The following is a 24,827-nucleotide window of genomic DNA, read 5'->3' as shown; positions in this document are numbered from 1 at the left end:
ATATTTAAATTCCGACTGCCAATGCAATTGGCAGTCGGGTATCTTTAGAGCTTATTTAGACGTTTTCTTTTCAAAGTAGAAGGGTTCGCGTTCTTTCAAACGATTGCCCACTTCATTCATCGTTTCAGCATCAAACAAACGGCCATTCACCATGACGTAGTCAACTCGGTCGGTGAGGCGAATGTCTTTTAATGGGTCGCCATCAATTACGATTAGGTCCGCAAGCTTGCCTTCTTTGATTGAGCCGATGTGCTTATCCAGTCCCAAAGATTTAGCCGGGTTGCTGGTTGCTGTGCGCAAAACCTTCATCGGTTCCATGCCGCCCTGGGCGTACATCCACAGTTCCCAGTGTGCGCCTAAACCCTCACGCTGACCATGAGCGCCGATATTGGTAAGAATACCGATATCGTTTAGCTCCTTCGCAGTTTGTGCAACCGTGACGTGGTTGTAATGATGGTCCGGTGCGGTCGGGCGACGCATGGCTCGCTTGGCTAGGACATCCGCAGGCACGTACTTGCTCAAGCGAGGGTGCTGCCAAACCTTGGTCTTGTCGTACCAGTAATTCTCACCCCAGATGCCACCGTAGGCGACAACCAGTGTGGGCGTGTAAGCCATGTCTCCCGCGGTCCAGAACTGCTTGATATCATCGTAGACTTTTTCTGCGGGAATGGAATGCTCCAGAGTGGTATGGCCGTCGGCAACCATGCTCAGATTATGTTGCAGCAAAGAGCCGCCTTCTGGTACTACCATCATCTCCAGCTCACGCGCAGCTTGAATAACCTGTTGGCGCTGATTGCGTCGAGGCTGATTGTAGCTCTTGACGGAAAACGCGCCGGCTTTCTTTAGACGCAGTAAGTGGAATTTCGCATCATCCAGGTTATCCACATGGGAGGTGTATCCTGGGCCGGAGGCACCGTACAAAATGGTTCCAGTGGAGTACAGACGTGGAGCGACAATCTTTCCGGCTTTTTGCAGTTCGCTTGCGCTGAAAAATTCGGTGGTGTCATTGGATGGGTCGTGAATGGTGGTGACACCCAAGGCCAGGCCCGCGTAGTTTTTCCAGTTCTGTTCCGGAATAATTTCATTGCTGCCTTGTGGACCGTGTGCGTGTGCATCGATCAGGCCAGGCATGATGGTTTTCCCGCTAATATCAATTTGTTTCGCGTCGGCAGGAATATCAATATCGCCTTTCTTGCCCACGGCAACAATGTGATTGCCATCGACAATAACCACGCCATCATTGATGACCTGGTCGTTGTTTTCCATCGTCAGTACCTGGCCGCCGACAAAGGCCAGCTTGCCTTGTGGTATATCAACATCGCTGCTGAATCCAATGGCGGTCACTTGGGGTTCTTTGTTCAAGGCTTCTTTGTTTTTGCTGTCGGACGACCCCACGGCAAACAGACCATTCAGCTCTGCTTGATACAGATCTGGCCCAAGACTCCAATACAGTTCGTTGCTGTCGGCGTTCCAGCTGATGTTTTCACCGGCGCGCACGGACAGTTTGCGAACGGGTAGGTTTTTGGCTTTCGGGCCAATGGTGATCAGGTGGCCGCTTTCAACAAAAGGAGTAACGAATACTTTAAAGCGCTCGGCAAAGGCCAGGTACTTACCATTGGGTGATACTTTAAATTCTGTGGCGTACTTTCCTTCGTACAGCGGCTGTTCTTTTTTATCGGTGATGTTAACGCGCACGAGTGACGGTTTTTCACCATGGCGCATCACATAGATACGATCATTGGCCGAGCCGTACTGTGGCAAGACACCTTTTTCAGTAACCAGCTTGGCTTGGCCACCTTTACTGCTTACTCGATAAATACCTGGATTCAAGCCCCACTTCGGATCGGTGATGTAACCGCCTTTGGCTTTGCGATAAACAATATGTTTACCATCGGGCGAGAAAGCAGGTTCGATGTATTTGCCCGGCTCTGTGGTGATGACTTTGCCTTTACCGCCACGAGCCGACATAACTCGAATACTGCCTTGCTTTTGGTCGTCCCAGGTTGCGTATACGATTTTTTTGCCGTCGCGTGAGAAACTGGCTTGCATTTCGAAGTGATCGTTTTGCTTACTTAAGCGCTTTGGTTTTCCATCTGGAAGGCTGCGACTGTAGATGTGTCCCAGAGCTTCGAAGAGAACCTGTTTGCCGTCCGGAGAAATATGCACATTGCGCAGCATGTTGACATCAAAACGGTCTTGGTCGATGTTTTGATCGAAGCGTACAGTGGTTTGAATTTTTTTGGTGTTTTTAACGTGAAATGGAATATCGCTGACGTTCAGATTGTCGATATTCAGCTTGTGTAGTTTCCCTTTTGCCCAGAATACCAGGTGTTGGTTGTCAGGTGTCCAGGCCATGCTTGGATAAACTCCGTGAATTGCCCAAGTCTCCTGCATATCACGTTCAAGCTTGTTGTACAGTTTGCGCTTTTCACCGGTTTTTAAATCCAGCAGGAACAAAGTGGTCTGGAAATCTTCACGTGCAATGTACGCCAGATAGCGCCCATCTCTGGAAGGCGTTGGACGAATCGCTCCACCGCGACCAGACAAAATCACTTTGATCTCGCCGGTTTCACGGTCGTAACGTTTAATTTTGTAGATGCCCTTTTCGGAATCTTTGCTGTAGTGGAAGGTTTTGCCCGGTGTTGCGTCCTGGGAAAAATAAACGTAACGCCCGTCAGGTGAAAAAGCTGGCTCACCCAGATCTTTTTGCTGATTCGGACGTTTGGTCAGCATCAAGCCTTTGCCACCGGCCTTGTGATACAACCAAACTTCCCCGGCGCCTAAGGAGCGGGTGCCCGTAAAATGCTTGCGAGCTACGAGGTAATCGCCATCGGGGCTCCAAGCAGGGCTGTTGAGCAAACGGAAGGTTTCATTCGTGACCGCAGTTTGATTACTGCCGTCGGTGTTCATAATCCAGATGTTGTCACCACCCCCCTGGTCAGAGGTAAAGGCGATGTGTTTTCCATCGGGGCTGAAACGGGGTTGCATCTGCCAGGCAATGTCAGTCATCAGAGCTTTTGCTTCACCACCGTCAATGGGCAATGTGTAAATATCACCCAACAAATCGAACACCAGGGTTTTGCCATCCGGGCTTACATCGATGTTCATCCACGTGCCTTCTTGCACATCGATATTGGCATCGACAAACTCACCCATCGGGGCATTTACATCCCACTTGGTTTTTTCGTCTTTTTCTTTGTCGGCGGTTTCGGCCGCGAACACGGGGCTGCAGATGAGCGCTGCACTGATGCTGGCAGCTAACAAGCGGAGTTTCATCATAATCTTCTTATTGCTGTTAAAAGGGCGAGGCTATTATGGCGGTAGGTTTATTGCCGAGTCCAGCCAGTGGAGGCTCCCGCAGGCTGTGCTTTTTGGCAGGCCATGATTGGGTAAATATTCTGCTGAAAAGTTGCTGGCCAAATATTATGCTTCAGCTGTCAGGGTTTTGTGCCAGAGCTCCTGGCCAAAGCGATTGAAGTGTTTAACCGTCATTGTGTTGTTAAGACCATCGATCTCGATTTCACCAAAGAACTGATGATTGTCTGATGGTGGTGCGTTGGCTGTTAAATCATCTGGAATGCCTTTGAAAACCAATTCCGGCCCAAAGGTATTGTCTAGCTCATTAGGCCCGAAAGTGCCCGCATGGAGGGGGCCGCTGACAAACTCCCAAAATGGTTTGAAGTGTTTGAACTGAGCTTTTCGCGGGTCGTAATAATGAGATGCGCAGTAGTGCACATCGGCGGTAATAAAATGCACATTGTGAATGTCGTTTTCGGCAATAAACTGTAATAGACGAGCGATTTCCAGTTCTCGCCCCAAGGCTGGGCCATCCCCATTAGCGGCGTTTTCGGCAATATCGCTTTGCCATTCTGTCACTCTGAGCCCAATGGGCATATCGGCGGCAATGATTTTCCATGTGGCGTTTGAGTTTGCCAGGGATTCCTGCAGCCATCGCAATTGTTGTTCGCCGAGAAAGGCTGTATCTGCTGAGGAATTTTTCTGACGATTCAAGTTGTTTGCGGCACGATAACTGCGCATATCCAGGAAAAAAATATCCAGCATGGGGCCATGGCTAACTTTGCGATAAATGCGGCGCGGGTCTTCCGGATTGAGGCGAATTGGATTGCATTGCAACAGTGCTTGCCGGGCTCGTTCGGCCAACAGTGACACGCTTTTTACCGTATAACGTTGGTCGTCCAGTAGTTGTTCGCCCGGATACCAATTATTGACCACCTCATGATCGTCCCATTGTTGATAGCAGGCGATCTGTTGGTGAAACTGTTTGAATTTCGGGTCCAGAAAATTGTAATAGTAATTTTCCCGAAACTCTTGCAGTGTCTCGGCTACTTTGCTTTTTCCCAGTGTGGTGATGTTGTTCCAAACACTGCCGTCGGCGAGTGTTTTCTGAGCTTGAATGGGGCCGTCGGCGTAAATCAAATCACCGCAGTGCACCAGAAAATCAGCTTGTCGTTTCAGCATTTCCTGATAGCAGTGCAGGCCGCCTCTGGAAGGGTCAATGCCATAACCTTGTCCGACGGTATCACCCGACCAGCAAAATCGAATCTTAGCAGCTTGGTTCTGTGCCGTTTTAAAGCGTCCCTGTTCCAGTTCACCAAACAGGCCAGGTTTATCCAGACTTTCAAACTGAACGCGATAAAAATATGAGGTGCCTGGCCGCAAACCGGTGAGGTTGGTTTTGGCATTATAGTCGGTTTGCGCCAAGGCAGCGGTGCCAGGAAAGCGTTGACTGTTTTTGAAATCCGCTTCGGTACTGACGCTAACCCACATCATCGCGGGGCGATCGCTTCGGCTCCAAATCACGGCACCGTCCTGACTGACATCGCCACTGCTGATACCACCTGGCAGCCTTGGACGTTGCCCCTGATGGCTGATGCTTGCACTCAGCGGCGCGCTGGCGAGGCCCAGGCCACTAAGTTGAAGAAATTGACGACGCTGGATCATATTGGACTCACGGTTTCAGAAAGGTCGCTGTTATCGCTCAGCTTAAAGGGTAACGTCGGTGTGTGACAAGGCGGTAACGATAGCCAAATGGTCGTAAAATATTGGCAGCGTTTAAGACAGCAGTTCCAAATGGTGTTTGTGTTTGGTTTTAACTCGCCCAATGCACATGCTGCGACGATAGCCTTGGTCATTTAAGCGCTCGAGTAATTCGCTGGATCTTTCCGCGGCAATGGCAATGAGCAGGCCGCCGCCGGTTTGTGGGTCGGCCAGAATCTCCGCTGCGGTGTTGTCAATCGAGTGGTTTGCATGGGGACGCAGGGTTCGCAGGTTTTTGGGGGATAAGCTGCTGCGAACCTTTTGTGTAAGCAGTGTACTGACGCCGTCGAGTAGGGGTAAATGCGCGGTATTTATTTCCGCACAGAGCGAGCTGTCACGCAACATTTCTAAAAGGTGGCCGCCCAAACCGAAACCGGTTATGTCGGTACAGGCGCTTGCACGGTATTCCAAAGCCAATTGTGCCGCTGGATAATTGGACTGCAGCATGGGCTCGATCGCGGCATCAATCCAGGGCCCCTGGCTCAAGCCCTGTTGTTCGCCTGCGAAGATAATGCCGCTGCCCAAAGCTTTGCAGAGAATTAAATGGTCTCCGTCTTGCAATTGATTTTTAAGCAGCGTTGGCCCTGATGCTTTGTATCCATTCACCACAAGACCGATGCTGTTGCTGTCGGCCAGGCTGCTGTGACCACCGATCAGTTTCGCTTGGTGTCGTTCGAGCTCAAAAAGAATGCCTTGCAGTATGCGTTTCAGATCACGCTTCACAATGTTCTCACCTGCGTGGGCAATAGTGATGAGTGCCTGGGCACTGTGAACCTTAGCGCCCATTGCAAAAATATCACTCATGGCGTGCAGGCAGGCAATGCGCCCTTGTAGGTGGGGATCAGTTACTAAACCATAAAAGCTGTCGACGGTTTGTAATAAGGTGCTTGTGCTTGGCAGGCTGAGCTGAGCAGCATCCTCAGGCAGTTGTTCCACATCCAAAGCAGGGCTGTCACTCAACTCCCGTAATGTGTTTTGCAGGGTATCGGCAGATACTTTGGCACCGCAGCCTTCGCAGTGCATATCGGGCAGTATGTTTCCATCGGGCAGATCAAGTGTCAGGGGGCGGCCGTGGGGATTACCCATCTTTTTGACGGGCAGTTTTCGGAAGCGTGCCATAAATTTTTGATCGATGTGATTCTTCCATTGCCAAACCAATGCGGCGCTTAGGCCTGGCCGGGCAATGGCTTTCTGGCCCCGGCTGGCCACCGCAGATCGTTTGCCGAGGCTGATGATTTTTAAAAATTCTTTTTGTGGCGTGTAGTGGTGCAATGCTTTGCCTTGGGCAATAGCTTGCAGGTTTTTAAAAAGAATCGGCCCCTGGCGAACAGCAAAAACACCCGCCTGAGGTCTTGGGTGATTCGCTTGCTGGGCCGTATCGCCCGCAGCAAACACCCAGGGATGACTGACAGACTGCAAGGCGTCATTCAGCAGAATAAAGCCCTGCTCATCACACTTTAGGCCAGACTCACGGGCAAACTGGGCGGGCTTGGCCTGGGTGCACAGCAGGTGAAAATCCGAATACAGGCGTAGTGCTTCTCCGTCTGGGGTCTCGCCGTGAATGGTGTCTTGGGTAAATTGTGTCACCCGGTAGCCTGGCAGGCATTCAATGTCATAAGCCTTGAGGGCATGGCTTAAAGTCTGGCGCAGTTTTGAGGGTGCGTCGGGCAACAGTTCTGGTTGCGGGTAGATGAGTTGAATGTTTGCGGTTCGTTTTTCTTTGTCGAGACGTTCAGCCATGGCCAAGCTGAGTTCAATACCCGCTACGCCAGCTCCTACCACGCTGATGATGCCGGCCTCTTCCTGTTGCAGGACAGTCTGCCATTGTTGGTAAAAGTTGCTGATAGGCTTCACGCCAATGGCAAATTCCTGGGCGCCATCGATGCTGAGGTCCGGTGTGATACCGTTATTCAGCGAAAGAAAGTCGCAAGGCAGATCGGGTTGCTCGGATAAAATAACCGCTTTGTTTTCAGTATCGACCGCTAGTGCTCGATCACTGATGTAGCGCACACCGGCCCAATGACAGAGCCGGCGAAGATCAATATGACTTTGTTCGAAGCTGTAATGGCCAGCGATAAGTCCCGGCAACATACCGGAATAGGGGGTAAAACTGCTGGGACTGATTAAACTCAAACGCACGCCAGGGAGAGGGTTCATCCCCCACATTTTCACAACTTGAGCATGCGCGTGACCGCCGCCAACCAAAACGATATCAATATAATGTGCACTGTCCATTATCGGATTATACGACAGTGCTCACTATAAATACTGAATCGAACGCGGGAGGTGAAAGCTTAGGCGATGGCGTAGTTGCCGCCGTTCAGCTCTTTCACATCCTGATTGGGGATGTCGAACAGATAGCTGTACAAAATATCAACCATGTTTTTGTTGATATAGTGTTCCAGAGCCTCGAGGGTCTGGAAAAGAGGAGAGACTTCCACACTTTCAATATCGAGATATTCACGAGTGCTTAACAGATAGCCCGAATCCTGCTGCATAATTTTAAAATCAAAGTCCTGCTGCATACGCAGTAACATCGGGTATTGAGCTTCCTGCTGCCCATCGAACGCGAACTCCATTTCCGAATTCCAATTTTTATCTAAAGTGCCCATTAACGGCCCCTTGTTTTTTGTGTCATTGGCGAATCGGTTTAGGCGGCTGATTACACCATGAGGTGACAATCGCCGACGTGACTAAGATCACATTAAAGCTAATACTTATTCATTTTGAATGAACCAGGACTTAATACTTAAGAATTACCTTAAAGTTTATTTATTGTTCGTCTTGTTCAATATGTGTTCAGTTTTGAGTCTGAGCTTGTGGAGTCGTCGCAAGGCAATGGAAGAGGGGTGTATGGCTTGGAAGCGATTTTGGCGTGAGCAGCGAGAGGGGAGTAATCATCCGGTGGGGCTGGCCCACCGGGATAGTGAGCGTCTAGGCTTGTGCAATTTGAGCGTCTGCAGGAAAGCGTCCGCGCAGGTATTCAATAATGTCGTTGGATTCGTAAAGCCAAGTGCTGTTATCACCTTCATCAATGCGCAGACATGGGACTTTAATGCGGCCTCCGCCGTGTTCCAGCTCAGAGCGGTAAAGTTCAGAGCTTTTCGCATCGCGCAGTGGCAGTTCCAGATCCAGCCGATGCAGCTCACGACGAACTTTGACGCAGAATGGGCAAGCGGCAAATTGATAGAGCGCGAGATTTCCGGCGCTGGCCTGTTGGGCGGCTTTTTGCTCAGGGCTCAGCTTGCGCTGACTCGGGCGAAAAATCGCATTCAGTAATAGAATAATGCGGCCTAAAATCCAGCGAATAACGGTCATGTCTGCTCCAGATAGGGTAAAACGGCTACGTATTTATAAATCTTGCTCGCGGCACCAATCGACAATTTCTGCACAGCGGCCGCGGAATAGTACTTGTCCCTGGCGCTGTTGCAACTGGTAATTGTACATCGGGTCGTAATAATCACGCAGCAATTGTTCGATGGGGCGATAGAACGGGCTTGGGTCTGGCGCCTGCTTCCAGGCCAGGCAGGCCTGGCTAAAGTCATTTAGCAGTTGCCCATAGCGCAAGCCCCCAAGACGCTTGCGAATGCGGTAGAGATTGTTTTGCAGCTGCTCCCCAAAGGTATCGATATCCACACGCTGCAGGGGCTCAAGGACATAGTCTTCGATTACCCAGCGACAACGCTGGCTCAGGGGCTCGTCAATTTGGAGCAGGGGCGCGCGCTGCATGGCACTTTGTAAATTGTTGGGTACGTTCAGACGACCGATCAATCGGCCTTCATCTTCCATAACAACGGCTTGCTTGCGCCCCAGCTGTAACCATCGTTGACTGATGGCGTTTTCGAAACTGATTTGTGCGGGCTGCTGACTGCCAATCCGTTGGCCAAAGGCCGAGCCACGATGGTTAGCGCTGCCTTCAAGATCGATGCTGCGCGCAATCTGATGTATTGCCTTGGTTTTACCGCTGCCGGTAGGCCCGGCGACAATCATCAGGGGCGCCGACTCACAAGCCTGCTCGAGCTCCTGCAAGAGAAACTGGCGCATGGCTTTATAACCGCCCTCAACAATCGGGTAGTCGATGCCATGGTCTCGCAATAGCTGTTGGCTGAAGCGCGAGCGCAAGCCGCCGCGAAAGCAGTACAGGCCGCCCTCGGGGTGTTGTTTGACGAAGCTCGACCAGGACTGCAGGCGGTGTTCTACAATCTCTTCGGTCGCCAATTGCCAGCCCAGCTCAATGGCCGCGTCTTGGCCCTGTTCTTTATAACGTAAGCCAATGGCTTGCCGCTGTTGGTCGTCTAGGAGGGGGTGATTGTGAGTATGGTTGAAATGCCCCTGATGAAACTCCACCGGTGCCCGAACATCCATTAAGGGGCGTTCTGATAGAAACAGCTCTCGATAATTGTTCAGGGTGTGTTTTGGGCTCATGGTTTCGCTGCGCAAAAAGCGGCATTGTATCAAGGCTTGGTGTGAGCTTGCTAAGCTTGGCTTGACTTTCTTCAAAGTGAGCATGTTACACTCATTTCAATATTAAGTTAATCAAAGTAATAAATGGCTGGTAACCCCTAAGCACAATCGTTTAACACCTGTTAAACAGCGGTGTTGGGCAGTAAAGGTTTAAACAAAGGTGTCAGATAATGGTGCGCATTGAGAAGCAGGGCCCCGTGACGACAATCATCATCGATCGTCCCCACGCAAAAAATGCCGTTGATGGGCCAACCGCCCGGGCTTTGGCGAAGGCTTTTATGGATTTTGAACAAGACGATGATGCCAAGGTGGCCGTGTTTTATGGCGATGGTGGTTTTTGTGCCGGTGCAGATCTAAAAGCCGTTGCTCAAATGGAAGGTGCAAACCCCATGGCCGATCCCGCCCCAGTGAAAGGTGAAACAATCAGTCTGGATGACAGCGGCCCCATGGGCCCTTCCCGTCTGTTATTGAGTAAGCCGGTGATCGCGGCCATTGAAGGCCATGCGGTGGCGGGTGGTATGGAGCTCGCGCTGTGGTGTGATATGCGGGTAATGGAAGAGGATGCGGTGTTCGGCATCTTTTGTCGCCGCTGGGGGGTGCCTCTGATCGATGGCGGGACTCAGCGTTTGCCGCGTTTGATTGGTTTGAGTCGCGCAATGGATCTCATTTTGACAGGTCGTCCAGTCGAGGCCGCAGAAGCGTTGCACATAGGCTTGGCGAACCGCGTGGTTGCGACAGGAACCGTGAGAGCGGAAGCGGAGCAATTGGCCTTGTCCATTGCCCAGTTTCCCCAAGAGTGCCTGCGCGCAGATCGATTGTCGGCTTACCAGGCCTTTGATGGCAGCCTTGAAGAAGGTCTGGCGATTGAATTCTCACGCGGTCGCCCGGTGGTTGACGAGGGGCTTGCCAGTTCAGGTGCAGCGCGTTTCGCCTCGGGCAAGGGCCGAGGCGGGGACTTTTCAGATATTTAAATTCATTGAGTTGATGCGCCCGGAACAGGGGTGAATGGCTTTATTTAATGATCTGATAATTCTGTTCGCTCATCAGATCTACGCCACACTTCAGGCCACTGATCCATTTCAGGAATTGCGCAATCATGGTTCGTCCTACAAAGGGGCGGCCGTGTTGTGGCACAATCATTTGCACATCCAGCTGGCTGACCATCTTGGCCCATAATCGACAGGCTTTGTTGCTGGTCATATAGCGGCGGTGGAAACCTTCCATCAGTTTGATATGCGTTGCGAAATCATCCACCGGATCGGCGGCATGGCTGTCGACAATTGATGCACCCATGTCTCCCGAAAACAGAATTTTGCTCACCGGGTCGTAAAAATTCAAATTGCCGACTGAGTGGAGAAAGTGCGCGGGCAAGCAAATGATATGATCGCGCCCAAAAGGAATTTTCTGACCTTCGTCGGGTACGCCAATGATGCGGTCGTCAACTGAGGCGCTGAGTTTGTCCGTAATGAAACTGGATGCCAGATGTGGCAGAAAGCGTGACCAAAGTTTAGGGGTCACAACTTTGCAGTGGCTGTGCATCATCCAGCGTGGTAATGAAGCAATGATGTCGGGATCCTGGTGGGAAGCAAAAATATAATCCAGTTCCTGGAGGCTGACATGTTTACTGATCTCAATCGATAAGGGGGTGTAGGTAAGATCGCCACCGGGATCAATAAGCGCAGTATGATTTTCGTCAATAATAAGAAACTGGTTAGCCTGGACACCATGGCCCTCCACCAGATCGGAAAAAACGATGCAGCTATGGTTATCTTTACGGTAGAGAACCGTCGCCGCTTTACTAGAGATATTCATGTATGAAAGGCCTCTTCTGGGCTTTTAGTATTGGGGCGTGCACCTTAATGCTGAGTGCCGGAAGAGGATATGATCTGGATCAATAGGGGGGCGATAGTTGATCTAAATGGATCAATTAATGAGCTGCGTCCACATTGAATGCAGCTCATGTCACTTGAAGCTTTGACCGTTGTGCTTTACTGATCGATTTTTTTGACGAATACCTTGGAGTTGCGTTGGTAGTTGTAAAATGACTGTTTTTCGTCGGGCAAAATCGCAACATTGGCCGATTCGAAGCCTTGTTCGATAAACCAATGCGCCGTCTGAGTCGTCAGCGTAAACAGCTGTTCAAAGCCCAGTTTTTTCGCTTGGCGTTCAATGTGTTTAAGCAATTTTGCTGCGCGACCACCGCCTTGATATTCCGGTGCCGTGACGACGCAGGCCAGTTCACCCGAGTTAGCCGAATTAAAAGGGTACAGCGCAGCGCAAGCGATAATGGCGCCGTCTTTTTCCATCACGGTAAAGTGTTCGACTTCCATTTCGAGTCGTTCTCTGGAGCGACGCACCAGGACACCTTGCTTTTCCAGCGGGCGAATCAAATCCAGAATGCCACCAACATCACTGATGCGTGCGCGGCGAATCAGCTCATAGCTGTCGCGGTACACCATTGTGCCGGCTCCGTCGCGGGTGAACAGTTCTTTAAGCAATGCACCATCGTCGCCGTAGTTCAGCACGTGTGCGCGCGCGACGCCCTGATCACAGGCGCGATAGCAGGCTTCCAGGGCAAGGCGGTGGTCGTTCAGGTCGCCGTCTTGCCCTAAGGTTGCCTGGCACTCGAGCAGTGTTAGCTCACGGTAAAGTTCGCCGTTGGCATTGTAGGCGCCGTCTTCCGAGCAAAAAGCAATGAGCTTATCGGCCTTAAGGTCAATGGCTACCCGTGTCGCCAGCTCCGCGTAGGACAGATTGAAGGTCTCACCCGTTGGGGAATAGCCGAGAGGGGAAATCAGCACCAGTTGACGATTATCCAACACGGTATCGATGGCCTCAGTGGCGAGTTTGCGCACCTTGCCGGTGTGTTGCAGGTCGACGCCATCGATGACCCCGATGGGCATGGCGGTGACAAAGTTGCCTGCGACGACTTGAACGTATTCAGCGCCTTTGGGGGCATTCAAGTGGCGACTGAAAAAAGCGGCTTCGATTTGATTGCGCACTTCACCGATAGATTGGCAGACCAAGCCCATACTCTGTGGGTCGGTGATGCGTTTACCTCGGTGCAGCTGACTTTCAATGCCGGCTGCCGCAAAGCGAGACTCTATTTGTGGGCGAGCGCCGTGAACCAGCACCAGGCGAACACCCAAGCTGCTCAACAAATTAATGTCACTGACAATGTTCATAAAATTGTCGTGGGCAATCGCGGCTCCAGGCATCATTAATACAATGGTTTTGCCACGCTGCGACTTGATGTAAGGCGTGGTATCACGAAACCACTTTACATAGTCTTGCTTGTTCACTTTGGTAAACTCTTATGGATTTAAGATATTGAGTATAGCTTGCGTACTGGGCGAAATAAAAGCCATGTGACCCTGCTTGTTTGGGCGCTTTGGCCATTTTTCGCTGGCATTCTTTTTAACGATCATTCATCGTCGGGAAGCGCTGGGTAAACAGAAGCGTTGAATTAAGCCGCAGAGGATGTCTATCGCCGGTGCGATTTGTTCCTGGGCGATAAACTCATTGGGTTGATGGGCCTGATCAATACTGCCAGGACCTAATACCAGCGTTTCCATTCCCAGCTGTTGCAGGAATGGAGCTTCAGTGGCAAAAGCAACGGCTTCGCCATCTTGCTGACAGAGCTGTTCGGCGGTTTTGAGTAGCACAGAATGTTTGTCTTCCGCAAAGGGTTCGACTCCGCCAAAGAGGGTTTCCATTTCAATGCGTACCTGGCGTCGTTGGGCAATCTGTTCAACCCGATCCCGGATGGACTGCCGTAACTCTTCATTGCTCATACCAGGAATGGCTCGCAAATCAAATTGCATTGCGCAGTCCGCACAGATTCGGTTGGGGTTGTCGCCGCCGTGTATGCAGCCAAAATTCATGGTGGGGGTGGGCACCGCAAATCCTGGATTATTGAAACGCGCCTGCAATTCGCTGCGGAAGCTCATGAGTTCACTCATGACCTCGTGCATGGCTTCCATCGCATTGTTGCCCAGGTCCGGATTGGAGGAGTGCCCGCTTTGTCCGGTAATCCGAAGTTCTTCCATCATTATGCCCTTGTGCATATAGATGGGGCGCAGGCCGGTTGGTTCGCCGATGACAGCATAGCGCGCTTGCCCGTTCTGATTGAAGCCCTGGGCGGCCAGCGCATTGGCCCCGCTCATGGAGCTTTCCTCGTCAGCGGTGGCAAGCACAATCAGGGGGTGTTCGAATGGTGTATTCTCAAAGCGCTCTACTGCGGCCAGCACAGTTGGGAAAAACCCTTTCATGTCGGTTGCACCCAAACCATAAAAGCGTTGATCTCTGTCTTCCAGAGCGAAGGGGTCGCTTTGCCAGCGGCCTTCATCATAGGGCACGGTATCGGTATGGCCAGCTAGAACCAGGCCACCTTTCCCCGTGCCGCGTGTAGCGATCAGATTGGCCTTATTTTCGTGGCCATCGACTGGCAGTATCTGCACGTCGAAAGAGAGCGCCTCAAGCCAGCTGGCGAGGGTATGGATAACATCGATATTGCCCATGTCCCATTGGGGACTGTGGCTGCTAACGGACGGTATTTTTACCAACTCGGCGAGGCGTTGGCTAAACAGCTTTTCGTTCATGTTTTGCAATCCATCGGGCAATAAAGCTCTACTGTGGATTATTGTATAAGGATTTGCAATCTTCGGCTCGGGTCAAGGGTGCGGAAGAATATCTGGAAATAGCCGTAAACTTGACCTGCTGTTTCAGCTAGGTATGCTCCCGTCATAAAACCAATAAATGAAGATCAGAGGAAGATCCGGTGAAAGCTGCCAGTCGAGCATATGCCGCGGTTGAAACACAGAATGCTCCCTGTGTTATTGAACTGAACGCGCTGAACAAAATTTACCAAACCGGTGATTTGAAAGTCGAAGCCCTGAAGTCCATCAGTTTGCAGGTTCATCAAAATGAATTTGTTGCCGTGATGGGCTCGTCAGGTTCGGGCAAATCAACCATGATGAATATCTTGGGCTGTCTGGATAAGCCCAGTGGTGGTGAATACTGTTTGAATGGCCGTAACGTTGCCGCTCTGGATGATGCCGAGCTGGCGTCGATTCGCAACCGTGATATTGGTTTTGTTTTCCAAACGTTTCATTTACTTCCCCGTTTAAGTGCTTTGCAGAATGTTGCCTTGCCGCTGCGCTATGCCGATGTTGAACGCAGCGAAGCGGCGGCAAAAGCACGAGCGATGCTGGAGCAAGTTGGTTTAGGTGATCGTGTTAATCATTTGCCTCACGAGTTGTCGGGTGGGCAACGCCAGCGTGTTGCGGTGGCGCGGGCGCTCATTAACAACCCCAAGATCATCCTGGCGGATGAGCCCACCGGAAATTTGGACAGCAAAACCTCTTTGGAAATTATGGGGTTGCTGAAAAAGCTTCATGAGCAAGGGCAAACCATTGTCTTAATTACCCATGAGGCCGATATCGCCGAATTCGCACAGCGCTTGTTGATTATGCGTGATGGGGAGTTGGTCGATGGGTAATGGGTTTATAGGATCTCGATTTGCAAATCGCCGACCAATGGACAAGCGTGTGTCAATTCGTTTGGTCATTCCGATGTTAAGCGCAGTATTGGCTGTTTCTTGCGGGTTGACTTGCTCGGCGGTGTTGGCGGAGCCCCTGCTGGTTAGCGGCTTTGTGGAGGCCCGATACAAGCAGCAGTTCAGTACTCCGGATTCAGACAGCTGGCAGCTGCAAATCAAGTGGTTAGCCAAAGAAGGGACGTTGGTGAACGCCGGAGACGTCGTCGCGATATTCGATTCGGCGGCCGTTGAATCTGAGGTGGAAGCCGAAGAGGCTAAGCTCAGAAAAACGTTGGCAGAATCTCAGAAAAAAGAGCAGAAGCTTCGCCTGGAATTACTCGAGGCAGAATCTTTGATGCGTATTGCGGAGCTCGAGCTGGAAAAGTCAGCGCTGGAAGCGTCGATCCCAGAAAGCCATTTGACAAAAATTGTGTACGAAAAAAACCAGCTGGACAAACAAAAAAAGTCGCTGGCGTTGCAGGATAAGAAACAATCCTTTGAACAAAAGAAAACAGAATTCTCTAATCAAGTCGACATTGCTGAAATTCAAATTTTAGCCGCCAGATCTGAACTTGAACGAAAGCAAACTATGTTGGCTGGTTTAAATCAAAAGGCCGATCGGATGGGCACCGTAGTTTATGTTCGGCATCCCTGGTATGGGAGAAACATTCGTGCGGGGGATACTGTCCAAAAGAATTTTACTGTGCTTGAAATTCCCGACACCAGCCAACTGTATATTCAGGGTTGGTTGAATGAAGTGGATGTCGCTAAGGTGATGGTCGGGCCTGTTGATATTTACATCGATGCCCTAAATCAGGAAAAAATCAAAGGAGTATTGCGCTCGATAAGTCAGCAGGGGGAGTCGCGCCCGGCCTGGGGTGATGCCTATTACCACGCTTTGGACATTGATGTTGATGACGCTGATTTCGATGCGTCCAAACTTCTGCCTGGAATGAGCGTGATGCTTAAGGTGCCGACCTTAGCCGACAAGCCAGAGGGCGAAGAGGGATGATGCCAGCAATGATTAGATTCAAATTGATATCAATAGCTTTGCTGGTATCCGCCTGTTCTTTCGATCAGGGTGAAGGCTACCGAGTACAGCTGGAAGAAGTCGAGTTGAGCATCGATAGCACGGGTGAGTTGATTTCGTCCGATTCCATCAAGGTTGGAGCACCCTATGTGAAAAACACTTGGCGCTACAAAATCAATTATATGGCCGGCGAGGGAGTTGAGGTCAAAGAGGGCGACAAGATCCTGGCTTATGATGGTCAGGAACAAATGAGAAAACTGCAAAAAAGCAGCGCCACACTGCAAGCGGAAAAAAAGAAACTGGAGAGTGAAAACCTTGTAAGTGAAAAAGCGGCTCAAGATTTAAAGCTGTCTTTGTCCGAAACCCGAATGCAGTTAAAAAAGGCTAAAAGGAAAGCGTCTCAGGATGGGGATTATGCCGCTAAACTGGATGTGAAGCGATTGATTGTCGAATTAAAAATCGCTGAGCAAAAGTTGTTGCTGGAACAGTCTCGCTTAGAGAGCAAAAAAGCAGAGTCTCAAATGCAGCGCAAAATTACAGAATCTGAGATTGCTCGTCTGTCAGCCGAAGTGCAAGCTCATCAACACGCACTGCAGAGCTTAAACGTCACAGCGAAGAAATCCGGTGTGGTGGTTTACCTGAAGGATTTTGAAGGCAATAAGTTTGCCGTAGGCGACACTGTCTTTATGTCTCAGAATGTTCTGGAGATTCCCAATCTCAATAAGATGCAAGTTAAAACTACTATTCAGGAGCATCATTTCTCACATCTGACTTTGGGTAAAGAGGTTCAGGTTCGATTGGATGCTCTGCCAGACAGGATGTTCAAAGGACGGTTGCTGCAGCTTGGAAAGATTGTCCGAATGAAAGCCTATGATGATCCCAGTATGGTTTACGATGCACTGGTCGAACTGGAAGAAACCGATCCGGGCATTATGCGCCCGGGTATGGCGGTACGGCTGAATATTGTTCAACAGACGTTAGACGAGGTGGCGGCGATTCCCAAGCGCTTTGTGAAGTATGAAGACAAGCGAGCCTATGTGGATATTAAAGGCTGGCTTGGGTCATATCGTCAGACAATCAATATTGTTGGCTTTCTTGGTGATCGCGTTGTGATCGATCAGGGCTTGAAAGGCGGGGAGCGCTTACTATGAAGCGATTGCTGTTCCTGTTACCAATATTGTGTCTGCAGGCGTGCACGGAGGCCGTACAAGAACAGACAATTTCGGTTGTGGTTGAGCGGAGTGACTTTGATGTGTTGCTTCGCGCAAAGGGGGAGTTGCACGCAAAGGACAATAAGTTGGTGGCGGCCCCGATCAGCTCGATGTACGCATTACGTCTGGACTGGTTGAGGCCGGAAAACAGTTTTGTGAAGAAAGGCGATCTGCTGGCTCGGTTTGACGCAAGTCGCTATAAATTGATTCGACAAAAAGCCATGTGGTCTTTGCAGCAGCATTCGTTGGCAAAAAATAACACTAAATCAAAACTGGATCTTGATCAGCTTTCCGTGCTCAGTGAAAGCAATGTTGTTGCTGCCGAAATGGCTTTGAGTGAACGCTTCTCCGTGGATGATCTTCTTGTTTACAGTAAAAATGAAATCGCTGATCAAATGTTGGATAAGGAATACTTGGGGTCCAAGCAGGAGTATCTGGATTGGCGAAAAGACACCTCTTCAGCTCAGGGCAGTGCTCAGCTGGCCGTGCATGAAGTCAAGGAGCAGACGGAGCAGCGCACGATTGAACGAAACGACAAGGTCCTCAAACAACTGAATGTCTATGCACCCCAGGATGGCATTTTCGTTTATCACAAAAACTGGCGTGGTGAAAAAGTTCAAGTAGGGCAGCAGCTCCTGTCGGGTAGCCGTTTGGGGAGTATTCCCAATCTCGACGCTCTTCAGGCTAAATTGTACGTTTTGGAAAGTGAGGCCCTTGGAATCGAAGCGGGCCAGCGTGTGACCTTAACCTTGGATGCTTTTCCAGGCAAAAACATCGAAGGTGAATTGTTGTCCATTTCTTCGGTGGCGTCACCCCGTTCGAGGCAAAGTCCGGTCAATTACTTTGAAGTGATTGTTGAGCTCGCTGAAACAGATTCCGAGTATATGCGACCGGGCCAACGCCTTGAAGGGAAGATTGCCATTGTCAGTAAGCCCGACACATTGACTGTGCCACGGCAGAGCCTGTTTTCAAAAGAGGGTTTGTTCTGGGTGTATGTGAAAGTCGGCGATGGGTACGAGCGCCGAGTGGTCAGTCTGGGTGTACGCAGCTTAAGTCGAGTGGAGATCAGCAGCGGGCTTGAGCCCGGTGAAGCGGTGGCGCTCAGTTTACCAGAAAATATAGTGGGGTCCTGATGGCGCTCAGAGACGATTTTATCGACGCGGTGGACCAATTGTGGCACCACAAATTACGAACACTGTTGACCTTGTTAGGGATTATTTTTGGTGTTGGGGCGGTCATTGCAATGATCAGCGTTGGCGAGGGTGCGGAAGAAGAAGCCTTGCGCCTGATTGATTCTATGGGGGTCAGGAATCTGATTGTCGAGGAGCGAGAAATTGATGATGAACGTTTAAAGGAACTGCGTAAGCACTCCATTGGTTTGTCGTTAGGGGATGTGGACGCGGCTCTGGATACCATGCCTTTTGTGGTTAACTATTCTGCTGAGAAAGACTTGGACGTTCATACCTTGTTTAGCCCTTATGCGCAGGGTGAGAGTAAGGTTCAGGGTGTCAGTGAGAGTCACTTTGATTTGTCTCGCAGCAGCATGTTACTGGGACGTTGGTTTACCGAGGCCGACAGCCGCGGTTTTGCTCAAGTCGCAGTGCTCAGTGAGGAGGCGGCAGCTCAGCTGTTTCCTCAGCGTGATGCCCTAGGCGAGGTGTTCAAAGTTAATCATGTCTGGCTTGAAGTGGTTGGCATTTTGAAAAACAAACAATTATCCAAAGATAGCTTTCAAGGTGTTGAGTTGTCGGTTGATGGAAATGTTATCTATTTGCCTTTGAGCACAATTAAAAAACGCTTTAAATACCCGGAGCTCAGTAGTGAGTTGGATCGAATCAAATTGGAACTTGCACCTGGAGTATCTGCACCCGCCGCAGCCAAAGGCCTTGAGCATTTGTTGTTAAAGCGACATGGACAGGAAAAGGATTTCGATGTGCTGGTTCCTGCGGCATTACTACAGCAGCACAAAGCCACTCAGAGAATCTTCAATATCATCATGTCCTGTGTAGCCGGGATTTCGTTGCTGGTGGGTGGTATTGGGATTATGAATATTATGCTCGCAAGCATTTTGGAGCGAACCAAAGAAATTGGTTTGCTGAGAGCCGTCGGGGCGACCCAGGAGGATATTCGAAATCAGTTTATTGTAGAAAGTTTTACGATTTCGGCTTTGGGCGGCTTACTGGGAATTTTTCTGGGCTTTGCCTTAGCGGGCATTATTTCAGTGTTTTCTGGCTGGCCAGTGGCTTGGTCGTTTGTCGCGGTTTTGATTGCGGTGGTGTTTTGCTGTGGCGTGGGCCTATTGTTTGGTATTTATCCTGCGATAAAGGCTTCGAAGCTTGACCCAATTACGGCCTTGCAACGAGAGTAGGTGTTTGACGAAAATTCTCTAGAGATAAAGAGCAGGGGCTGACAGCAGAAAGGCGGTCCACCCAAAGGCATTTGGGTGTATTTGAGTTGTCTCGCAAAGCGGTAAGGTAAGTAACGTGAATCAATCAAGTGAGCGTAAATGGCTATCGCTCACTGGTGACAAGTTTGACAGCCAAAATTGCAAACACACCTCCGGCAAGGCGATTCAGTCTGGTCTGTGCTTCGGGTGATCGGCGTAGCAGTTGACTGAGTGCACCCGATAGCATGGCGATCAGAGAAAAACACAGCAAAGACACAAGCATAAAAACCGCCCCCAGAGCGAAAACCTGCAGACTGACATTGGCGGTTTCCGGGTGAGTAAACTGGGGCAGGAAGGCCAAAAAGAAGATTGCCACCTTCGGATTGGTGATGTTCATAATAATGCCACGGCGGTAAAACGCTGCATTTGATAGGCGACGGCCATTTTCAGTGTCGATAGCTTGCGCATCTGCACGAAACGCTCCCCAGGCCAAATACAGAAGATAGGCTGCACCGACAACTTTCAGTGCGGTGAAGGCCATCGCGCTGACTTGAAATATGGCCGCGACACCGGCCGCAACTGCAAGCGTATGGACAATGAGCCCAGTACACAAACCCAGTGTGATCAGGATGCCTGCGCGTGGGCCATTCATTGCGGATTGGGTCAAGACGAAGATATTGTCAGGCCCGGGGGCGAATGCAAGGAGCGTGGAGGCGGTGATAAAAGCAAGAATAATGTCGACACTAAACATCCGCGCAGCATAACACTATACCGCTCCTCTGTGTGCAAAGATCTAGAACTTCATCCGTCGATGTTGCATGGGGAAGCAAACGAAGTAGAGAAAGCCACTGAAAAACAACGTGCCTAACAGTATGTCCTGCAGTTGCCCGGCGGCACTGATTTGCATAAAACCGTAGGTCAATGCAATGGCCATCGCGCCGCGACTGTAGGCGTCGTAACGAAACCGTAATAATTGTTGCCAATGTATATTCCGGGGAGCCAACAGGGCGTTGATGCTGAGGCGTGTAAACTCAATGCCAATAAACAACAGCAAGGTTGCCAGCAGAACATCACCCAAGTGCTGTCCGAGCCCAGACGCAAGATATATGCTGATAGTAACGCTGATGACTGTTGCGGTCAGCAGCGCCAATATCGATGGCAGGCGTTGATGCAGTACGTTCAGAGGGGTTTTTATCATTTCCCTGGCTCCCGGCTGACTTGAAATGCTGAATCCATTTCATCGCATGATTCATTTCAGTGTAGATCAGCCTGGGGAGCCTAATGTGAACTTTTTTTGAAAGATCCAGCGGCGTATTTAACAGAGTATCAAGCGCCGTGGCTGGAGCCGGCTTGCCACTTCAGTTTGCGTTCAATGGCGCCAATGAGCAGGCCTGCAATATCTTTTTCCGTTGCCGATTCAATTCCCTCAAGCCCGGGTGAGGAATTCACCTCAAGCAACAAGGGACCCTTATTAGAACGAATGATGTCCACACCGGCGACTTTGAGGCCAAGTACCTTGGTGGCTTTGATGGCCAGCGCCCGTTCTTCTTTGCTGATGCGCACGATCCTGGCGGTGCCACCTTGGTGAATGTTTGCTCTGAATTCACCGGGTGCTGCGGTTCGTTCAATGGAAGCTACGACTTTGCCATCAATCACAAAACAGCGTAGATCTTTGCCTTGGGCTTCCTTCACAAATTCCTGCACCAGTAAGTTGGCCCGTAAGGATTTGAAGGCATTGATTACCGATTCGGCTGCTTTGCGGGTTTCCGCCAGGACGACACCCCGGCCCTGTGTGCCTTCCAGCAGTTTAATGATCAGTGGAGCACCGCCAACCATGTCAATCAGTTCGCTGGTGTCACTGGGCGAGTTGGCAAAACCGGATGTGGGAATATCCAAGCCATTTTGTTGCAGCAACTGAAGGGAGAACAATTTATCCCGGGATTGGCTGATGGCCTCTGAGCGGTTTAAGCAATAGACGCCAAGGCTTTCAAAATGTCGGGTCAATGCGCAACCGTAAAACGTAACACTAGGGCGAATGCGCGGAATTACCGCATCCAGATCGTTAAGCAGGCTGCCGCCGCGATAATGCACTTCCGGGTTTAGGGCATCCAGCTTCATATAACATTGTTTAATGTTTAAGAAGTGCATTTGATGCCCACGGGCCTGACCGGCTTCCATAATACGTTGATTGCTGTATAGCTCTGGGTTGCTGGCCAGGACACCAATTTTTAAACCCGTATTCAGCGAATCTTCTTTGCCATACAGCGCCTTGATTTCAGGTTCGCTGAGGTCACCCAGATTGAAACTGCTGGCGGGGTCGACCAACATTCTATGTTGCATCGCTTCGCGACCCAGCAACATTCGATAACCCATGGTATCGCGATTGCTCAAGGTGACTTCGATGTCCCATTGGAGGTCACCGATTTTCATCGGGGTCTTGATGACGTAACGTTTTTCCGTATTACCGCTGGAACTTCTGATCGTTCGGCGATCGATAATTTGCGCTTCACAACGGATAACCGTATTACGGTTTTGCTGCAAAGGATGAACTTCAAAGCTCACCCAGGCAGCATTGTCGCGTTTGAATGTTTGAATGTTAAAGGCATGCAGTGAAGACGTTTTCGCACCGGAATCTACACGCGCCTTAACGGCGGGAACATTTAGATTAGGAAAGCAGCACCACTCTTCGCTGCCGACAATGATTTTCTCATCGAGCATCTCAAGAACTCTCGCAATAGGGTTAAGGAATAACGCACTCGTGCAATGAGTGCTTGGCCAATATGGCCAGTTTCAGTTTTATCTATGAAATTATAGTGACAAAAACAAGGGGGAAGGCAAGCTATAGGCGCGTGCATGCCCCTATAGCTTGTGACAGTAAGGCAGCTCTTCTTACCCGGTAAGTGTTTTAACCAAACACATTTTTAAACGTAAAGAAGAAGACGATGGCTAAGCCAGCACCTGCGGGCAGGGTCACAACCCAGGACATGGCAATGGTGCCAATAACGCGCAGGTTCAGTGCCCCGATACCGCGGGCCAGGCCAACACCCAAAATGGCCCCCACCAGAGTATGCGTCGTGGAAATCGGCAGGCCAGTACCTGAGGCCAATACTACGGTGCCAGCAGCGCCCAGCTCAGCGGCGAAACCGCGGCTTGGGGTGAGTTCGGTAATTTTCTTACCGACCGTGGCGATCACTTTGAAGCCATAAGTGGCCAGACCCAGAACAATACCGGCACCACCCAGTAGCAGAATCCAACTTGGCATGGTGGACTTGGCGGCCACTGCGCCACTTTGAATCACATTCACAACCGCAGCCAATGGCCCTACGGCGTTGGCAACATCGTTTGAACCATGGGCAAATGCCATGGCACAAGCGGTGAAAACCATCAGAATGGCAAAGACTTTTTCAACGCTGGCGAAGCGATTGTTTTCATCTTCCTGATACTGCACCTTGCTCAACAGGTAGATGCCAAAGGCGGCAACGGCCATGCCAATGATGGCGGCAATACCGATAGACTCGATAAAACTGAGTTTAAAACCGTAATCTTTAAAGACGTGTTTCAGACCTTTAAGGATGGTGACCATCGCGATCAAAAAGCCCACGGCAAACATATAGACAGGGATATAACGCTTGGCATTGGCGAAGGGATTGTCGGTGTCCAGAATCAATTTTTGAACACTGCGGAACAAGAAGAAGGAAATAGTGCCGGCCAGAAGAGGTGATACGACCCAGCTGGCTACAATTTTCATGACCTTGCCCCAGGCGACGGCATCAACCGAAATACCTGCCGCAGCAAAACCCACAATAGCTCCCACGATTGAGTGGGTAGTGGAAACCGGCCAGCCCATAATGCTGGCAATTAACAGCCAGGAACCGGCAGCGAGTAAGGCAGAAAGCATCCCATACACAAGGAGTTCGGGGGTGTCATCAAATAATCCGGGGTCGATAATGCCCTTACGAATGGTTGAGGTCACTTCACCACCGGCTAAGTAGGCACCCAGGAATTCAAATACCATCGCGATTAAAATCGCCTGCTTGATGGTCAGGGCTTTCGAGCCCACGGAAGTACCCATAGCGTTGGCAACATCGTTGGCACCAACCCCCCAGGCCATAAACAGGCCAAAAATACAGGCCATAATTAAAAACACATTGCCGTATTCTGCGAGCACGGTCATAGTTAACTCCACATCAGTTTTATGGCGCCCGAAAGCAATGGGCGCTGAATCAATCTAATTGTTGTTTTATTGTCTGAGCGTTTAGCGTGCGATAAGCAACTGCAGGCGAGAGCCTACTTTTTCAGCTCGGTCGGCCAGATCGCCAATCCATTCGATGACTCGGTACAGGAACATCACTTGTACCGGAGGCAAATCTTCTTCGATTTTGAACAGGGCCAGACGCATCTGGATTTCCAATTGATCGGTATGGCTTTCCTGGGCATCGAGATCTTCAATCAGCTTTTCAACCAGGTCCATTTCACGACCAGAGAAACCGGTTTCGAGGAGTTCATCCAGTTCGTTAATGGCTTTGTGAGCCAAGCGGGCGGTGTCGACGGCGGACTGAACAAACGCTTGCAGCTCGGCAGTAATCGCCGCGGGGGGGACCATTTGGCGGCCCAACATAATGCCGGCGATATCTTTTGCGCGGTTGGCGATTTTGTCCTGCATTGCCAATAGCTCCAGCAGGTCGGTACGCGGTACCGGCAGGAACAGGCTTTTGGGCAGGTGGCGGCGCAGCTCACGTTTGAGTTCATCGGCCTCATGTTCTTTGTCAGAGATCGCTTTTTGCACCTGTTCGGCTTTTTCCCAATCGTCCGCAGTGGCGGCGATAAAGAACTCCAGCAGCAATTCAGCAGCCACGGTGGCTACCTTCATATGCTCCTGCATAGGGGTAATAGGCGACTTGCCAAACAGGCTCGTCAGCGGGTTAGAGATAGCCATATAAAGCTCCCTATCGGGTTAATTCGGGCTTGCCGGAGGGTCGGCAAAGTGGGCGAAGTATAGTGCCAGCCGAGCTGGTCGTCATCACAAATATGACAAAAAAATGAACTTTATTTGACAGCGGCTGATCTAGCTCTAGTTAGCGTCATTTCTGGCTTTGAGCGGGAATGGCCCCTCTATATTTCAGTGTGCGCTAAGCCTTT

Annotated in this window: 20 protein-coding genes; 6 read left to right on the top strand and 14 right to left on the bottom strand. The window is 50.5% G+C overall.

The genetic code is table 11. The features are described 5' to 3' along the window. Window positions 1-51: 51 nt before the first annotated feature. The 6 genes from ABWW03_RS02175 to mnmH all read right to left on the bottom strand — a co-directional run bounded on the left by ABWW03_RS02175 (window position 52) and on the right by mnmH (window position 9,483). A complete protein-coding gene (locus tag ABWW03_RS02175; RefSeq protein WP_353406074.1) occupies window positions 52-3,279 on the bottom strand; it encodes an amidohydrolase family protein in 3,228 nt (1,075 codons plus the stop codon). A gap of 144 nt (window positions 3,280-3,423) precedes the next feature. Next, a complete protein-coding gene (locus ABWW03_RS02170) occupies window positions 3,424-4,962 on the bottom strand; it encodes an alkaline phosphatase D family protein (RefSeq protein ID WP_353406073.1) in 1,539 nt (512 codons plus the stop codon). A 111-nt stretch (window positions 4,963-5,073) separates the two neighbouring features. After that, window positions 5,074-7,293 carry a selenide, water dikinase SelD gene (gene selD, locus ABWW03_RS02165; protein ID WP_353406072.1) on the bottom strand — a complete coding sequence of 740 codons (2,220 nt, stop codon included), beginning with the start codon at window positions 7,291-7,293 and terminating at the stop codon, window positions 5,074-5,076. Between the two features lie 59 nt (window positions 7,294-7,352). Beyond that, window positions 7,353-7,670: a hypothetical protein gene (locus ABWW03_RS02160; RefSeq protein ID WP_353406071.1), complete on the bottom strand. Its 318-nt coding sequence runs from the start codon at window positions 7,668-7,670 to the stop codon at window positions 7,353-7,355. A 322-nt stretch (window positions 7,671-7,992) separates the two neighbouring features. Beyond that, complete coding sequence (locus ABWW03_RS02155) at window positions 7,993-8,376, bottom strand: glutathione S-transferase N-terminal domain-containing protein (RefSeq protein ID WP_353406070.1); 384 nt, start codon at window positions 8,374-8,376, stop codon at window positions 7,993-7,995. A 33-nt stretch (window positions 8,377-8,409) separates the two neighbouring features. Beyond that, complete coding sequence (gene mnmH / locus ABWW03_RS02150) at window positions 8,410-9,483, bottom strand: tRNA 2-selenouridine(34) synthase MnmH (RefSeq protein ID WP_353406068.1); 1,074 nt, start codon at window positions 9,481-9,483, stop codon at window positions 8,410-8,412. Window positions 9,484-9,692: 209 nt separating this feature from the next. On the opposite strand from mnmH, the gene ABWW03_RS02145 reads away from it, so the two are divergent. Beyond that, on the top strand, window positions 9,693-10,493 hold the full coding sequence (locus tag ABWW03_RS02145) for a crotonase/enoyl-CoA hydratase family protein (protein WP_353406067.1): 801 nt from the start codon (window positions 9,693-9,695) through the stop codon (window positions 10,491-10,493). Window positions 10,494-10,533: 40 nt separating this feature from the next. Here ABWW03_RS02145 and ABWW03_RS02140 read toward each other — a convergent pair whose 3' ends face one another. The 3 genes from ABWW03_RS02140 to argE all read right to left on the bottom strand — a co-directional run bounded on the left by ABWW03_RS02140 (window position 10,534) and on the right by argE (window position 14,123). Next, entirely contained in the window at window positions 10,534-11,334 is an 801-nt protein-coding gene (locus ABWW03_RS02140; RefSeq protein WP_353406065.1) for an MBL fold metallo-hydrolase, read from the bottom strand. 176 nt (window positions 11,335-11,510) lie between these two features. Then, entirely contained in the window at window positions 11,511-12,824 is a 1,314-nt protein-coding gene (argA, locus tag ABWW03_RS02135) for an amino-acid N-acetyltransferase (RefSeq protein ID WP_353406064.1), read from the bottom strand. Window positions 12,825-12,950: 126 nt separating this feature from the next. Further along, the gene (argE, locus tag ABWW03_RS02130) at window positions 12,951-14,123 is read right to left on the bottom strand and encodes an acetylornithine deacetylase (RefSeq protein ID WP_353406063.1); all 1,173 of its coding nucleotides are present in this window, start codon (window positions 14,121-14,123) and stop codon (window positions 12,951-12,953) included. Window positions 14,124-14,302: 179 nt separating this feature from the next. Here argE and ABWW03_RS02125 point away from each other — a divergent pair, with 179 nt between their 5' ends. From ABWW03_RS02125 to ABWW03_RS02105, 5 genes are read left to right on the top strand one after another with little or no spacing between them, the layout of a single operon-like run. After that, window positions 14,303-15,022, top strand: coding sequence for an ABC transporter ATP-binding protein (locus ABWW03_RS02125; protein WP_353406062.1), 720 nt, complete (start codon window positions 14,303-14,305; stop codon window positions 15,020-15,022). 49 nt (window positions 15,023-15,071) lie between these two features. Beyond that, complete coding sequence (locus tag ABWW03_RS02120; RefSeq protein ID WP_353406060.1) at window positions 15,072-16,073, top strand: HlyD family secretion protein; 1,002 nt, start codon at window positions 15,072-15,074, stop codon at window positions 16,071-16,073. 8 nt (window positions 16,074-16,081) lie between these two features. Beyond that, window positions 16,082-17,242, top strand: coding sequence for an efflux RND transporter periplasmic adaptor subunit (locus ABWW03_RS02115; protein WP_353406059.1), 1,161 nt, complete (start codon window positions 16,082-16,084; stop codon window positions 17,240-17,242). Beyond that, the gene (locus ABWW03_RS02110) at window positions 17,239-18,435 is read left to right on the top strand and encodes an efflux RND transporter periplasmic adaptor subunit (protein ID WP_353406057.1); all 1,197 of its coding nucleotides are present in this window, start codon (window positions 17,239-17,241) and stop codon (window positions 18,433-18,435) included. Before ABWW03_RS02115 ends, ABWW03_RS02110 begins: the two co-directional genes overlap by 4 nt. Further along, on the top strand, window positions 18,435-19,670 hold the full coding sequence (locus ABWW03_RS02105; protein WP_353406056.1) for an ABC transporter permease: 1,236 nt from the start codon (window positions 18,435-18,437) through the stop codon (window positions 19,668-19,670). The genes ABWW03_RS02110 and ABWW03_RS02105 overlap by 1 nt, the downstream gene beginning before the upstream one ends. Before the next feature lie 142 nt (window positions 19,671-19,812). Here the strand turns inward: ABWW03_RS02105 and ABWW03_RS02100 are convergent, their stop codons facing one another. The 5 genes from ABWW03_RS02100 to ABWW03_RS02075 form a co-directional block, all read right to left on the bottom strand. After that, window positions 19,813-20,439 (bottom strand): LysE family translocator, encoded by a 627-nt coding sequence (locus tag ABWW03_RS02100; protein WP_353406055.1) that lies wholly within the window; start codon window positions 20,437-20,439, stop codon window positions 19,813-19,815. A gap of 42 nt (window positions 20,440-20,481) precedes the next feature. Beyond that, the gene (locus ABWW03_RS02095) at window positions 20,482-20,886 is read right to left on the bottom strand and encodes a hypothetical protein (RefSeq protein ID WP_353406054.1); all 405 of its coding nucleotides are present in this window, start codon (window positions 20,884-20,886) and stop codon (window positions 20,482-20,484) included. Between the two features lie 128 nt (window positions 20,887-21,014). Further along, on the bottom strand, window positions 21,015-22,406 hold the full coding sequence (gene rimK / locus ABWW03_RS02090; protein ID WP_435372735.1) for a 30S ribosomal protein S6--L-glutamate ligase: 1,392 nt from the start codon (window positions 22,404-22,406) through the stop codon (window positions 21,015-21,017). Window positions 22,407-22,593: 187 nt separating this feature from the next. Then, entirely contained in the window at window positions 22,594-23,862 is a 1,269-nt protein-coding gene (locus ABWW03_RS02080; RefSeq protein WP_353406053.1) for an inorganic phosphate transporter, read from the bottom strand. Window positions 23,863-23,943: 81 nt separating this feature from the next. Continuing rightward, a complete protein-coding gene (locus ABWW03_RS02075) occupies window positions 23,944-24,624 on the bottom strand; it encodes a TIGR00153 family protein (RefSeq protein WP_353406052.1) in 681 nt (226 codons plus the stop codon). Window positions 24,625-24,827 lie beyond the last annotated feature (203 nt).

It is taken from the genome of Pseudoteredinibacter isoporae, from assembly GCF_040372805.1.
GTDB classification, from domain to species: Bacteria; Pseudomonadota; Gammaproteobacteria; order Pseudomonadales; family Cellvibrionaceae; genus Pseudoteredinibacter; species Pseudoteredinibacter isoporae_A.
This window is presented reverse-complemented; position numbering and strand designations above follow the sequence as displayed.